Source organism: Streptococcus mitis (genome assembly GCF_946188685.1).
In the GTDB taxonomy this organism is placed as follows: domain Bacteria; phylum Bacillota; class Bacilli; order Lactobacillales; family Streptococcaceae; genus Streptococcus; species Streptococcus mitis_CC.
This window is the reverse complement of the sequence record NZ_CAMHWH010000001.1, coordinates 250,021-264,730: the sequence shown is the minus strand read 5'-3', so window position 1 is coordinate 264,730 and position 14,710 is coordinate 250,021. Positions and strand designations below refer to the sequence as shown.

The 14,710-nt window shown below is 43.9% G+C and carries 9 protein-coding genes; 8 read left to right on the top strand and 1 reads right to left on the bottom strand.

Annotated elements, in window-relative coordinates:
* Positions 1–1,683 (top strand): alpha-L-fucosidase, encoded by a 1,683-nt coding sequence (locus tag N8N51_RS01295; protein WP_261103397.1) that lies wholly within the window; start codon positions 1–3, stop codon positions 1,681–1,683.
* Positions 1,684–1,728: 45 nt separating this feature from the next.
* On the opposite strand, the gene N8N51_RS01290 is transcribed toward N8N51_RS01295, so the two are convergent.
* Entirely contained in the window at positions 1,729–3,813 is a 2,085-nt protein-coding gene (locus N8N51_RS01290; protein ID WP_261103396.1) for a GH92 family glycosyl hydrolase, read from the bottom strand.
* Positions 3,814–3,983: 170 nt separating this feature from the next.
* Here N8N51_RS01290 and N8N51_RS01285 point away from each other — a divergent pair, with 170 nt between their 5' ends.
* From N8N51_RS01285 to N8N51_RS01255, 7 genes are all read left to right on the top strand, one after another.
* Positions 3,984–5,264: a glycoside hydrolase family 125 protein gene (locus tag N8N51_RS01285; RefSeq protein ID WP_261103395.1), complete on the top strand. Its 1,281-nt coding sequence runs from the start codon at positions 3,984–3,986 to the stop codon at positions 5,262–5,264.
* Between the two features lie 97 nt (positions 5,265–5,361).
* The gene (locus N8N51_RS01280) at positions 5,362–8,007 is read left to right on the top strand and encodes an alpha-mannosidase (protein ID WP_261103394.1); all 2,646 of its coding nucleotides are present in this window, start codon (positions 5,362–5,364) and stop codon (positions 8,005–8,007) included.
* Positions 8,008–8,090: 83 nt separating this feature from the next.
* The gene (locus N8N51_RS01275) at positions 8,091–8,960 is read left to right on the top strand and encodes an ROK family protein (RefSeq protein WP_261103393.1); all 870 of its coding nucleotides are present in this window, start codon (positions 8,091–8,093) and stop codon (positions 8,958–8,960) included.
* Entirely contained in the window at positions 8,954–10,834 is a 1,881-nt protein-coding gene (locus N8N51_RS01270; RefSeq protein ID WP_203179921.1) for a beta-N-acetylhexosaminidase, read from the top strand. The genes N8N51_RS01275 and N8N51_RS01270 overlap by 7 nt, the downstream gene beginning before the upstream one ends.
* Before the next feature lie 209 nt (positions 10,835–11,043).
* The gene (locus N8N51_RS01265; RefSeq protein WP_001032152.1) at positions 11,044–11,973 is read left to right on the top strand and encodes an ABC transporter permease; all 930 of its coding nucleotides are present in this window, start codon (positions 11,044–11,046) and stop codon (positions 11,971–11,973) included.
* Between the two features lie 13 nt (positions 11,974–11,986).
* Positions 11,987–12,910, top strand: coding sequence for a carbohydrate ABC transporter permease (locus N8N51_RS01260; RefSeq protein ID WP_049488630.1), 924 nt, complete (start codon positions 11,987–11,989; stop codon positions 12,908–12,910).
* A 103-nt stretch (positions 12,911–13,013) separates the two neighbouring features.
* Complete coding sequence (locus tag N8N51_RS01255) at positions 13,014–14,495, top strand: ABC transporter substrate-binding protein (protein ID WP_261103392.1); 1,482 nt, start codon at positions 13,014–13,016, stop codon at positions 14,493–14,495.
* The last annotated feature ends 215 nt before the right edge of the window (positions 14,496–14,710 follow it).

Here is a 14,710-nt window from a genome sequence, read left to right as displayed (position 1 = left end):
ATGGTAAGAGAAATAAAACCGCATGGGCCCTTGCCTAGTCAGGCCCAGCTAGCGTATTTAGAGGATGAACTAGCAGCCTTTATCCATTTTGGACCTAATACCTTTTATGACCAGGAATGGGGGACAGGTCAGGAGGATCCTGAACGCTTTAACCCGACAAGGTTAGACGCGCGTGAGTGGGTTCGCGTGCTCAAGGAAACGGGTTTTAAGAAGTTGATTTTGGTGGTCAAGCACCACGACGGCTTTGTTCTCTATCCGACGGCTCATACAGATTATTCGGTCAAGAGCAGTCCTTGGAGGAATGGAGAGGGGGACTTGCTCCTTGAAGTATCCCAAGCTGCTACAGAATTTGATATGGATATGGGGGTCTACCTATCGCCGTGGGATGCCCACAGTCCTCTCTATCATGTGGACCGAGAAGCGGACTACAATACCTATTATCTGGCTCAGCTGAAGGAAATCTTATCAAATTCTGCCTATGGGAATGCAGGGAAATTTGCTGAGGTCTGGATGGATGGTGCTAGAGGAGAGGGCGCTCAAAAGGTCAATTATGAATTTGGAAAATGGTTTGAAACCATTCGTGAACTGCAGGGCGATTGCTTAATTTTTTTAACAGAAGGCACCAGTATCCGCTGGATTGGCAATGAACGAGGGTATGCAGGTGATCCTCTATGGCAAAAGGTGAATCCTGATAAACTAGGAACAGAAGCAGAGCTGGACTATCTTCAGCACGGAGATCCCTCGGGCACGATTTTTTCAATCGGTGAGGCAGATGTTTCCATCCGGCCGGGCTGGTTTTACCATGAAGAGCAGGATCCTAAGTCTCTTGAGGAGTTGGTGGAAATCTACTTTCACTCGGTGGGTCGGGGAACTCCACTCTTGCTCAATATTCCGCCGAATCAAGCTGGGCTATTTGATGCAAAGGATATTGAACGCCTCTATGAATTTGCGGCCTATCGTAATGAGCTCTATAAAGAAGATTTGGCTCTGGGAGCTAAGGTATTTGGTCCTGCTCTTTCAGCAGACTTTGCTTGTCGCCATTTGACAGACGGCCTTGAGACTAGCTCTTGGGCAAGCGACGTAGGCTTGCCAATCCAGTTAGAACTTGAGTTAGGGTCACCTAAAATTTTTGATGTAATTGAGTTAAGAGAAGATTTGAAGCTAGGGCAACGAATCGCTGCTTTTCATGTGCAAGTAGAGGTGGATGGCGTCTGGCAGGAATTTGGTACGGGCTTCACAGTTGGTCATAAGCGTCTCTTGCGAGGTCCGCTAGTAGAGGCACAGAAGGTGCGCGTGATAATTACAGAGGCACAATCTATGCCTGTATTGACCAAGATTTCCCTCTATAAAACTCCTAGCTTATCAAAAACAGAAGTTGTTCAGGGACTGGCATTTGCAGAAAAAAGTCTAGCTGTGACAAAGGGAGAGACTCTTCATTTTAGGATTGAACGTAGCGAAAGTAGCTCCTCTTTAGAGGCTAAGATTTCGATTCAACCGGGGACAGGTGTCCATGGTGTCGCCTATCAGGACGAGATTCAATTCCTTCAATTCCAAGCAGGGGAAAGCAAAAAAGATTTGTGCCTACCAACCCTGTATTTTGCTGCTGATAAGACCTTGGATTTCTATCTAAATCTAACTGTGGATGGACAACTGGTTGATCAAGCTCAAGTACAAGTTTCATAAAATAAAAGAGCCTTTGCACGATACAAAGGTTCTTTTGTCTACTAGCTAGTGACTTGGTAACCAGCTGAGGGTGAAGGTTAGTTGTTCAGCTTTTAAGAGGTTTTGGTGTTGAATAGTTGATATGAGTGTTTTATCCAGTCGGCATTCTTTTACAAAATTGAAATGGCTGTGGTTTTGTTTAGTATAGATATCCAGCCATTTACCTTCTTTAGCAAGGTAGATACGGAGGTGGTCAAAGAGAGGGATTCCGAGATCATAGATTGGTTTGCCTGGACAGGTCGGATAAAATCCGAGAGACGACCAAATGTACCAGGCTGAGAGACTGCCATTGTCTTCATCGCCAGGATAGGCTTCCCAACTTGGGTGAAAAGCTTTCTGACGGAGCGTCTTGATGAGAAGAGCAGTGTAGTCAGGGTAATCGCTGTAACGGAAGAGATAAGGAATGTGGAAGCTTGGCTGGTTGGAAATGGCGAGTTGTCCAAAAGGAGCAGTAGCCATCTCACTCATTTCGTGAATCTCGTAACCATAGCCTGTTGTCTCAAAGAGGGGAGCCTCCTGACAGGCTTTTAAAAGATAGTTGCTAAAGGCTTCTTTTCCACCCATAAGTTGGATTAAGTCTGGGATGTCATGGAGGACACCTAAAGTTGCTTGGATGGCAGAGCATTCGGCATAGTCGCGTCCCCAATTATAAGGAGAGAAGTCAGGGCGGAAGTTTCCTTGACCATCACGCGCTCGCATGTAACCTGTTTCAGCGTCAAATAGATGGCGGTAATTTTGTGATGCAACCTTGTAGGTTTCGGCGATTTCTATTTTCCCTAGTTTTTTGGCACAGCTGGCGATACAAAAGTCACTATAGGCATAGTCTAGGGTGTGGCTGACGCTTTCGTGGTGGTCGGTAGAGAGGTAGCCTAGTTCTTGGTATTGGGCTAGTCCGTGACGACCATTGATGCCGAGAGGGTCGGCCTTGCTGGCTGTTTCAAGCATGGCTTGGAGGAGTTCTTCTTCTAGGTCAGGGGTCATGTCCTTGCAGGCGCTATCTGCGATAATACCGTCTAGTAGGGTACCGGGCATCATACCACGTTCATCTGGGGCTAGCCATTTTGGAAGGAAACCAGTATCGCGGTAGCTATTGAGAAAACCTTCTAAAAAGCGGTGATAGTGCTCCGGTATGATAAGGGCAAAGAGGGGGAAGGTGGTGCGGAAGGTATCCCAGAAACCATTGTTGCTGAAGAGGACACCAGGCTTGACAGTTCCAGTAGCCAAATCTATGTGGATGGCTTGTCCTGATTCATCAACCTCATAAAAAGTCTGAGGAAAGAGGAAGAGTCTGTAGAGACAGTGATCAAAGAAGGTCCGGTCAGCCTCTCCTGTCTTTATAACATCAAAACGATGGAGGAGATTTTCCCAGTCCGCTTGGGCATTTGCTTTACAGTTATCAAAATCTTCTTGAGGTAGATTAAGCAGAGCCTGAGAGTGCGAGATGAAAGAAGTCGCTAGCTGAATTTCAGCATGACTATCTGCTAAGTCAATTCGCCAGTCTCCACCTTCTTGGTTGATAGCAAGGATATCCGTATTCATTTGCAGGGTAGTGAACAGTATCAGTGGATTTTTGTTGGTTTCAGTTTTACCTTCTTGTCGCAGGGCAAGAATTCGCTTATCTACTTGCTCCACGGTCAGTTCATCTGCTGCGTGAAGATATAGAGAGAGGGCTTTGCCTTGCTTTTGTTCCAAACGAATAGAAGCACCATAGCAAGTCGGTGTGAGCTGGCTTTCAATCTGATAGCGCAGGGAGAAAATTTTCAGATAATGAGGTTGGAAAGAAGCTTTTTCGATATCATAGGAAGACTGGCGGTGAAAGAGGCTGTCTCCACCCAGTTGACCTGTGACAGGTGTCAGAAGGATCCAAGAGTAGTCCCCAATCCAAGGACTTGGTTGGTGGGTTAGTCGAATCCCCTGAAAGATAGGCAGATGCGGATCGAAAAACCAAGAGCCCTCCTGGTCACTGGTCTGGGGTACAAAGTAATTCATCCCAAAAGGCACGCCTGTGTATGGCAGGGTATTTCCCCGAGAAAAGGCATGCTTGCTGGCAGTTCCAAAGCGGGTATCGATGGTTTCGAGTAGTGGTTTCATAGTCTTTCCTTTCGCTGTTTTTCTACATTATATCAGAAAAATGGGGCCTTTAGAAAAGGAGCTTCAAAGATAACTATTTTGTAGAAAAATGACTATCATTTGTGTATGTATTTTCTGTCTCAAAAGCTATATACTGAAAATGAAACTTGTTTGAAAGAGGATACTGCACGATGATTTATTCAAAAGAAATTGTTAGAGAATGGCTAGATGAAGTGGCAGAGCGAGCTAAGGACCATCCAGAGTGGGTGGATGTTTTCGAGCGTTGTTACACAGACACCTTGGACAATACGGTTGAAATCCTAGAAGATGGTTCAACCTTTGTGCTCACAGGAGATATTCCTGCTATGTGGCTTCGAGATTCGACAGCTCAACTCAGACCCTACCTGCATGTGGCTAAAAGAGATGCACTCCTGCGTCAGACCATTGCAGGTTTGGTCAAACGTCAGATGACCTTGGTGCTCAAGGATCCTTATGCCAACTCCTTCAACATTGAGGAAAACTGGAAGGGGCACCACGAGACCGACCACACCGACCTTAATGGCTGGATTTGGGAACGCAAGTATGAGGTGGACTCGCTTTGCTATCCTTTGCAGTTGGCTTATCTCCTCTGGAAAGAGACTGGCGAGACTAGCCAGTTTGATGAGACTTTTGTCACAGCGACTAAGGAAATTCTTCACCTGTGGACGGTGGAACAAGACCACAAGAACTCTCCTTATCGTTTTGTCCGAGATACGGACCGTAAGGAAGACACCTTGGTAAATGATGGCTTTGGCCCTGATTTTGCAGTGACAGGCATGACTTGGTCCGCTTTTCGTCCGAGTGATGACTGCTGCCAGTATAGTTACTTGATTCCGTCAAATATGTTTGCTGTAGTAGTCTTGGGGTATGTCCAAGAAATCTTTGCAGAACTGGACCTAGCTGATAGCGAGAGTATTATTGCTGATGCCAAGCGCCTCCAGTCTGAAATCCAAGAAGGAATTGAAAACTACGCCTACACCACCAACAGCAAGGGCGAAAAGATTTATGCCTTTGAAGTAGACGGTTTGGGAAATGCTAGCATCATGGATGATCCAAACGTACCAAGTCTGCTGGCTGCACCTTATCTGGGTTACTGTTCGGTCGATGATGAAGTTTATCAAGCAACTCGTCGTACCATTCTGAGCCCTGAAAATCCATACTTCTACCAAGGAGAATACGCTAGCGGTCTCGGAAGTTCTCATACCTTCTATCGCTATATCTGGCCCATCGCCCTTTCTATCCAAGGATTGACAACGACAGATAAGGCAGAGAAGAAATTCTTGCTGGATCAGCTGGTTGCTTGCGATGGGGGTACAGGTGTTATGCATGAAAGCTTCCACGTAGATGACCCAACTCTTTACTCTCGTGAATGGTTCTCTTGGGCCAACATGATGTTCTGTGAATTGGTCTTGGATTACTTGGATATCCGCTAAGGAGTTCACTTTAGCTTCACTGATTCTTGTCAGAATCACAAATTTACATTTAAAACGTTAACAATAAAAATTTAAATTTAGAATGAGGTTTTACTTCATGGAAAATGTTGTCGTACATATTATCTCACATAGTCACTGGGACCGTGAGTGGTACTTGCCTTTTGAAAGCCACCGTATGCAGTTGGTGGAATTATTTGACAATCTCTTTGATCTCTTTGAAAATGACCCTGAGTTCAAGAGCTTCCACTTGGATGGTCAAACCATTGTCCTTGATGACTACTTGGAGATTCGCCCTGAAAATCGCGACAAAGTTCAGCGCTACATCGACCAAGGCAAACTTAAAATTGGTCCCTTTTACATCTTGCAGGATGATTACTTGATTTCAAGTGAAGCCAATGTCCGCAATACTCTTATCGGTCAGCAGGAGGCTGCAAAATGGGGCAAATCAACCCAGATTGGTTACTTTCCAGATACCTTTGGAAATATGGGGCAAGCGCCTCAAATCCTTCAAAAATCAGGCATTCACGTGGCAGCCTTTGGTCGTGGTGTGAAACCGATTGGATTTGACAACCAAGTTCTCGAAGATGAGCAGTTTACTTCCCAGTTTTCAGAAATGTACTGGCAGGGTGCGGACGGAAGTCGTGTCCTCGGGATTCTCTTTGCTAACTGGTACAGTAACGGGAATGAAATTCCAGTTGATAAAGATGAGGCCTTGACCTTCTGGAAACAAAAATTGTCAGATGTGCGTGATTACGCTTCGACCAACCAATGGTTGATGATGAACGGCTGTGACCACCAGCCTGTACAGAAAAATCTGAGCGAAGCCATTCGTGTGGCAAATGAACTCTTCCCAGATGTAACCTTTGTTCATAGTTCTTTTGATGAATATGTCCAAGCCGTGGAAAGTGCCCTACCAGAGCAATTATCAACGGTTACAGGTGAGTTGACCAGTCAGGAAACAGACGGCTGGTACACACTTGCCAACACTTCTTCATCTCGTATTTATCTCAAACAAGCCTTCCAAGAAAATAGCAATCTCCTAGAGCAAGTTGTAGAACCCTTGACTATTATCACTGGGGGTCATAACCACAAGGACCAGTTGACCTATGCTTGGAAAACTCTTTTGCAGAACGCGCCGCATGATAGCATCTGTGGCTGTAGCGTGGACGAAGTTCACCGTGAGATGGAAACGCGTTTTGCCAAGGTCAATCAAGTAGGAAACTTTGTTAAGAGCAATCTTCTTAACGAGTGGAAGAGTAAAATCGCTACAGCTAAGGCTCAAAGTGACTATCTCTTTACTGTCATTAACACAGGCTTGCATGATAAGGTTGATACTGTCAGCACAGTGATTGATGTGGCGACTTGTGATTTCAAGGAATTGCACCCAACAGAAGGTTACAAGAAGATGGCAGCCTTAACCTTACCAAGCTACCGTGTGGAGGACTTGGATGGTCGTCCTGTAGAGGCTAAAATCGAAGACCTTGGGGCTAATTTTGAGTACGATTTACCAAAAGACAAGTTCCGCCAAGCTCGTATCGCTCGACAAGTGCGCGTGACTATCCCAGTTCACCTAGCGCCACTTTCTTGGACAACCTTCCAATTGCTGGAAGGAGAACAAGAACACCGCGACGGTATTTACCAAAATGGAGTGATTGATACGCCATTTGTAACGGTGAGTGTGGATGACAATATCACAGTTTATGACAAGACAACTCACGAAGCCTATGAAGACTTTATCCGCTTCGAAGACCGTGGGGACATCGGAAACGAGTATATCTATTTCCAACCACAAGGAACAGAGCCAATCTTTGCAGAACTTAAGGGCTACGAAGTCTTGGAAAACACAGCTCGCTACGCTAAGATTTTGCTCAAACATGAATTGACCGTGCCTGTCAGTGCGGATGAAAAGCTAGAAGAAGAGCAAAAAGGCATCATCGAGTTTATGAAGCGTGAGGCTGGACGTTCAGAAGAGTTGACAAGCATTCCTCTTGAAACTGAGATGACTATCTTCGTTGATAATCCACAAATCCGTTGCAAGACTCGCTTTACTAACACTGCCAAAGACCACCGTATCCGTCTCTTGGTCAAGACTCATAACACGCGTCCAAGCAATGATTCTGAAAGCATCTATGAGGTGGTGACACGACCAAACAAACCAGCTGCTTCATGGGAAAATCCTGAAAATCCTCAACACCAACAAGCCTTTGTCAGTCTGTATGACGATGAAAAAGGGGTGACTGTATCCAACAAGGGATTGAATGAATACGAAATCCTTGGAGACGACACCATTGCAGTGACTATTTTGCGTGCATCAGGTGAGTTGGGTGACTGGGGCTACTTCCCAACACCAGAAGCTCAGTGTTTGCGTGAGTTTGAAGTTGAGTTTGCGCTTGAATGCCACCAAGCCCAAGAACGCTTCTCAGCCTATCGTCGTGCTAAAGCCTTGCAGACATCATTTACTAGCCTTCAGCTTGCTAAACAAGAAGGAAGCGTGGCTGCGACTGGTAGCCTCTTGAGCCATTCTGTTCTCAGCATACCGCAAATCTGTCCAACAGCCTTTAAGGTAGCTGAAAATGAAGAAGGCTATGTTCTTCGTTATTACAATATGTGTAGTGAAAATGTGCGTGTACCGGAAAGTCAACATCTCTTCCTTGACCTACTTGAACGACCATACCCAGTTCATAGAGGCCTCATTTCACCACAAGAGATTCGTACAGAATTCATCAAAAAAGAAGAAATTTAATTTCAAAAAGTAAACATAAAAAGAAAGGAGGGGCGAAAAAGTAAGGACTAACTGCTGATTCGCCCCTTTTTATGGTAAAAACAATGACCATTGCAACGATTGATATCGGAGGGACTGGAATTAAGTTTGCCAGTCTGACTCCTGATGGGAAAATACTGGATAAGACAAGCATTCCAACGCCAGAAAGTTTGGAAGATTTACTAGCTTGGCTAGGCCAGCGCTTGTCAGAACAGGATTACAGCGGGATTGCTATGAGCATTCCAGGCGCGGTCAATCAAGAGACAGGTGTGATTGATGGCTTCAGTGCGGTGCCCTACATTCACGGATTTTCTTGGTATGAGGCGCTTAGCTCTTATCAGATTCCTGTACATCTAGAGAATGATGCCAACTGTGTTGGACTTAGTGAACTGCTAGCTCATCCAGAGCTTGAAAATGCAGCCTGTGTCGTGATTGGGACAGGGATTGGCGGAGCCATGATTATCAATGGCAGACTTCACCGAGGTCGCCACGGCTTGGGTGGAGAATTTGGCTACATGACAACCCTTGCCCCTGCTGAAAAACTCAACAACTGGTCGCAACTAGCGTCAACTGGGAATATGGTAGGCTACGTGATTGAAAAGTCTGGTCAGACTGATTGGGACGGTCGCAAGATTTACCAAGAGGCCGCAGCTGGCAATGCTCTTTGCCAAGAAGCCATTGAGCGCATGAACCGTAATCTGGCGCAAGGCTTGCTCAATATTCAGTATCTCATCGACCCAGATGTCATTAGTCTGGGAGGCTCTATCAGTCAGAATCCAGATTTCATCCAAGGTGTTAAGAAGGCTGTTGATAACTTTGTTGAGACCTACGAAGAATACACGATTGCACCTGTCATCCAAGCCTGCACCTATCACGCAGATGCCAATCTCTACGGTGCCCTTGTCAACTGGTTACAGGAGGAAAATCAATGGTAAGATTTACAGGACTTAGTCCCAAACAAGCGCAAGCTATTGAAGTATTAAAAACTCACATTTCTCTGCCAGATGTGGAAGTTGCAGTCGCTCAGTCTGACCAAGCCTCTATCTCTATCAAGGGTGAGGGTGGTCACTATCAATTGGCCTACCGCAAATCCCACCAACTCTACCGTGCCTTATCCTTGTTGGCAACAGCTCTAGCAGAAGGTGACAAGGTAGAGATTGAAGAACAAGCAGCTTATAAAGATTTGGCTTATATGGCAGACTGTTCGCGAAATGCAGTGCTGAATGTCGCTTCTGCCAAGCAGATGATTGAGGTCTTAGCTCTCATGGGCTACTCAACTTTTGAGCTCTACATGGAAGACACTTACCAGATTGAAGGGCAGCCTTACTTTGGCTATTTCCGTGGAGCCTACTCAGCTGAGGAATTGCAGGAAATTGAAACCTATGCCCAGCAGTTTGACATGATCTTTGTGCCATGTATCCAGACCTTGGCTCACTTGTCAGCCTTCGTCAAATGGGGTGTCAAAGAAGTCCAGGAGCTCCGTGATGTGGAGGATATCCTTCTTATCGGCGAAGAAAAGGTTTATGACCTGATTGATGGTATGTTTGCTACTCTGTCTAAACTACAAACTCGCAAGGTCAATATCGGGATGGACGAAGCCCACTTGGTTGGTTTGGGACGCTACTTGATTCTGAACGGTGTTGTGGATCGTAGTCTCCTTATGTGCCAACACTTGGAGCGCGTGCTGGATATTGCTGACAAATATGGTTTCCACTGCCAGATGTGGAGCGATATGTTCTTTAAACTTATGTCAGCAGATGGGCAGTACGACCGTGATGTGGAAATTCCAGAGGAAACGCGTGTCTACCTAGACCGTCTCAAAGATCGTGTGACCTTAGTTTACTGGGACTATTATCAGGATAGCGAGGAAAAATACAACCGCAATTTCCGCAATCATCATAAGATTAGTCATGATCTTGCCTTTGCTGGGGGAGCTTGGAAGTGGATTGGTTTCACACCCAACAACCATTTCAGCCGTCTCATTGCTCTTGAAGCCAATAAAGCCTGTCGCGCCAATGATATCAAAGAAGTCATCGTGACGGGTTGGGGGGACAATGGTGGGGAAACTGCCCAATTCGCTGTCCTACCAAGCTTGCAAATCTGGGCAGAACTCAGCTACCGCAATGACCTAGACCGTTTGTCTGCTCACTTCAAGACCAATACAGGTCTTTCGGTTGAAGATTTTATGCAGATTGACCTAGCCAACCTCTTGCCAGATTTGCCGGGTAATCTCAGCGGGATCAATCCTAACCGCTATGTCTTTTATCAGGATATTCTCTGTCCGATCCTTGATCGACACATGACACCTGAACAGGACAAACCGCACTTCGCTCAGGCTGCTGAGACGCTTGCTAACATTAAAGAAAAAGCTGGCAACTATGCCTACCTCTTTGAAACTCAGGCCCAGTTGAATCAGATTTTAAGTAGCAAAGTCGATGTGGGACGGCGCATTCGTCAGGCTTACCAAGAAGGTGATAAAGAAAGCCTGCAAGAAATTGCCAGACAAGAATTACCAGAACTCAGAAGCCAAATTGAAGACTTCCATGCTCTCTTTAGCAACCAATGGCTGAAAGAAAACAAGGTCTTTGGCTTGGACACAGTTGATATCCGTATGGGCGGACTCTTGCAACGCATCAAGCGAGCAGAAAGCCGCATCGAGGCTTATCTAGCTGGTCAGATTGACCGCATCGATGAGTTAGAAGTGGAAATCTTACCATTTACAGACTTCTACGCAGACAAGGACTTCGCAGCCACAACAGCCAACCAGTGGCATACCATTGCGACAGCTTCAACCATTTATACAACCTAAAAACAAGAACACCTTGCCTTGAGCAGAGTGTTTCTCGTGAAACATCCCTTTCTTAAAAAAGTACTCCACATAAAATAATTTGTGGAGTTTTTTCTATAATTAGTAGTTTAACCTAACCTTCAAATAGGAGTATACTAATAATGTAATCGTTATCAAAAGTCTAAAAAGGAATTTTTAGATGGATATCAAAATAAAAAGGGGAGGAAATTATGAATAAGTTTTCAAAAACCTTGAGAGACAACTGGATCTTTCTCTTGATGGTTTTGCCAGGGGCACTCTGGTTGATTCTATTCTTCTACATTCCAGTATTTGGGAACGTGGTTGCCTTTAAAGACTACCACATGACCAGTAATGGATTTATAGATAGTATCGTGAATAGTAAATGGGTCGGACTCGATAATTTCAGATTCTTGTTTAGTTCAAAAGACGCCTTTATCATCACTCGAAATACTGTCCTCTACAATCTCGGCTTTATCTTTATCGGTTTGATTGTATCTGTAGGGATTGCTATCATCCTAAGTGAACTCCGTTCTAAGAGAATGGTTAAGATCTTCCAAACTTCCATGTTGTTCCCTTACTTCTTGTCTTGGGTTATCATCAGTTTCTTTACAGATGCCTTCCTAAACATTGACAAAGGGGTCTTCAACCATTTCCTAGAATCTATCGGGATGAAGGAAATCAATTTCTACGCTGACTTGGGTATCTGGCCATATCTCCTACTTTTCCTAGGTATTTGGAAAGGTTTTGGATATAGCAGTGTCATGTACTATGCGACAATCATGGGAATTGATCCAACCTACTACGAAGCAGCAACAGTGGACGGGGCTAGCAAATGGCAACGAATTCGCAATGTAACTATTCCACAGTTGACACCATTGGTAACTGTATTGACCATCCTTGCAGTCGGAAATATCTTCCGTGCAGACTTCGGTCTTTTCTACCAAATCCCCCACAATGCTGGTCAGCTTTATAACGTAACCAACGTCTTGGACGTATATGTTTATAATGGTTTGACTCAGACAGCGGATATCGGGATGGCTTCAGCGGCAGGTCTCTACCAATCAGTTGTCGGCTTGATTCTGGTTATCCTATCAAACTTACTTGCAAGACGAGTTGATCCAAACTCAGCCTTGTTCTAGAAAGGAGGAGAATATGGCAGAAAAGAAAATTAAAAAAGAAAAAATTGATAATGTCGGCATTCACTCCTTCAGTAAGAAAGCAGATATCTTCTTTAGTACCATTTCTGGTTTGGTTGCCCTCTCTTGTATCCTACCCTTCATATTTGTTATTGTTATCTCTGTGACAGATGAAAAGAGTATCCTCCAAAATGGATATAGCTTCTTCCCATCTCAATTTGGATTAGACGGTTTTGAGTTCTTGGCACAATTTAAGGATAAAATTCTCCAAGCCCTCTTCATCTCAGTTTTTGTAACAGTGGTGGGGACTATCACAAACGTTTTTATCACAACAACTTATGCCTACGCCATCTCACGGACAACCTTTAAGTATCGCAGATTCTTTACGATTTTTGCCCTTCTTAGTATGTTGTTCAACGCTGGTTTGGTACCAGGCTATATCGTGGTCACTCGTTTACTTCAACTTGGTGATACAGTTTGGGCCTTGATTGTTCCAATGCTTCTCTCACCATTTAACATCATCTTGATGCGTTCCTTCTTCAAGAAGACCATTCCAGAAGCTATTCTAGAATCCGCTCGTATCGATGGTGCTAGTGAGGCTCGGATCTTCTTCCAAATCTGTTTGCCATTGTCACTACCAGGTATCGCAACCATCACGCTCTTGACAGCACTTGGTTTCTGGAATGACTGGTTCAACGCCCTTCTTTACATCAAGAGTGACAACTTGTACCCATTGCAATATTTGCTCATGCAAATCCAGCAAAATATGGACTATATCGCCAAAGCAGTCGGCCTATCTGGTCAACTGGGAGTTGCTCTTCCAAAAGAAACAGGTCGTATGGCCATGGTTGTAGTTGCAACCCTTCCAATCGCAATCTTGTATCCATTCTTCCAACGCTACTTTGTAAAAGGTTTGACTATCGGTGGTGTGAAAGAATAGTACTTGTTGAGAAAAATCATTTCTCGTTTCCAAACTTCCCTTGCGTGAAGTTAAGATCATTACATTGTTTATAAGTTTAAAAATAAAAAAAGGAGTTTTTGTCATGAAAAACTGGAAAAAATATGCTTTTGCATCTGCTAGCGTAGTCGCTTTGGCTGCTGGTCTCGCTGCTTGTGGAAACCTTTCAGGTAACAAAAAAGCTGCTGACTCAGCTTCAGGTGAAAAAACTGTTATCAAAATGTACCAAATCGGTGACAAACCAGATAACTTGGATGAATTGCTAGAAAATGCTAACAAAATCATCGGTGAAAAAGTTGGTGCTAAATTGGATATCCAATATCTTGGATGGGGTGACTACGGTAAGAAAATGTCAGTTATCACATCATCAGGTGAAAACTATGATATCGCATTTGCAGATAACTATGTTGTAAATGCTCAAAAAGGTGCCTATGCTGACTTGACTGATTTGTATAAGAAAGAAGGGGCAGAACTTTACAAAGCACTTGACCCAGCTTACATCAAAGGTAATACTGTAAACGGTAAAATTTACGCAGTTCCAGTTGCAGCCAACGTTGCGTCATCTCAAAACTTCGCCTTCAACGGAACTCTTCTTGCTAAATACGGTATCGATATTTCAGGTGTCACTTCATATGAAACACTTGAACCAGTCTTGAAACAAATCAAAGAAAAAGCTCCGGATGTAGTGCCATTTGCGGTTACTAAGAACTTCATCCCATCTGATAACTTTGACTACCCAGTTCCAAATGGACTTCCATTCGTTATCGACCTTGAAGGCGACACTACTAAGATCGTAAACCGTTACGAAGTGCCTCGCTTTAAAGAACACTTGAAGACTCTTCACAAATTCTATGAAGCTGGATACATTCCAAAAGATGTAGCAACAAGCGATACTTCATTTGACCTTCAACAAGATACTTGGTTCGTTCGTGAAGAAACAGTAGGACCAGCTGACTACGGTAACAGCTTGCTTTCACGTGTTGCTAACAAAGATATCCAAATCAAACCAATCACTAACTTTATCAAGAAAAACCAAACAATACAAGTTGCTAACTTTGTCATCTCAAACAACTCTAAGAACAAAGAAAAATCAATGGAAGTGTTGAATCTCTTGAACACTAACGCAGAACTCTTGAACGGTCTTGTTTACGGTCCAGAAGGCAAGAACTGGGAGAAAATTGAAGGTAAAGAAAACCGTGTTCGCGTCCTTGAAGGATACAAAGGAAACACTCACATGGGTGGATGGAATACGGGTAACAACTGGATTCTTTACATCAACGAAAACGTTACAGATCAACAAATTGCAGATTCTAAGAAACAATTGGCAGAAGCTAAAGAATCTCCAGCGCTTGGATTCATCTTTAACACTGACAATGTGAAATCTGAAATCTCAGCAATCTCTAACACAATGCAACAATTCGATACAGCTATCAACACTGGTACTGTAGACCCAGACAAAGCTATTCCAGAATTGATGGAAAAATTGAAATCTGAAGGTGCCTACGATAAAGTATTGAATGAAATGCAAAAACAATACGATGAATTCTTGAAAAACAAAAAATCATAAGATCAATTGATTTCGTGTATTCATTCCTAATTCCTAAAAACTGAATCACTGTTTTCCTCAGGCTTATCTGGGGGAGGCAGTGATTTTTTGAAATAAAGACATAGATATTCCTGTTTTCTCATTTCCCTTATTGTAACCATTCAGGAAATCTTAAGCACCATTTAGGATTTAGAGTAAGGATTTAGGAAATTATAGCTTATATTAGAGATGTTCCA

What these genes read in the sequence shown, in the direction of transcription:
- N8N51_RS01295 (WP_261103397.1), top strand. Translation starts at nt 1, where the DNA reads ATGGTAAGAGAAATAAAACCGCATGGGCCCTTGCCTAGTCAGGCCCAG.
- N8N51_RS01290 (WP_261103396.1), bottom strand. Translation starts at nt 3,813, where the DNA reads ATGAAACCACTACTCGAAACCATCGATACCCGCTTTGGAACTGCCAGC.
- N8N51_RS01285 (WP_261103395.1), top strand. Translation starts at nt 3,984, where the DNA reads ATGATTTATTCAAAAGAAATTGTTAGAGAATGGCTAGATGAAGTGGCA.
- N8N51_RS01280 (WP_261103394.1), top strand. Translation starts at nt 5,362, where the DNA reads ATGGAAAATGTTGTCGTACATATTATCTCACATAGTCACTGGGACCGT.
- N8N51_RS01275 (WP_261103393.1), top strand. Translation starts at nt 8,091, where the DNA reads ATGACCATTGCAACGATTGATATCGGAGGGACTGGAATTAAGTTTGCC.
- N8N51_RS01270 (WP_203179921.1), top strand. Translation starts at nt 8,954, where the DNA reads ATGGTAAGATTTACAGGACTTAGTCCCAAACAAGCGCAAGCTATTGAA.
- N8N51_RS01265 (WP_001032152.1), top strand. Translation starts at nt 11,044, where the DNA reads ATGAATAAGTTTTCAAAAACCTTGAGAGACAACTGGATCTTTCTCTTG.
- N8N51_RS01260 (WP_049488630.1), top strand. Translation starts at nt 11,987, where the DNA reads ATGGCAGAAAAGAAAATTAAAAAAGAAAAAATTGATAATGTCGGCATT.
- N8N51_RS01255 (WP_261103392.1), top strand. Translation starts at nt 13,014, where the DNA reads ATGAAAAACTGGAAAAAATATGCTTTTGCATCTGCTAGCGTAGTCGCT.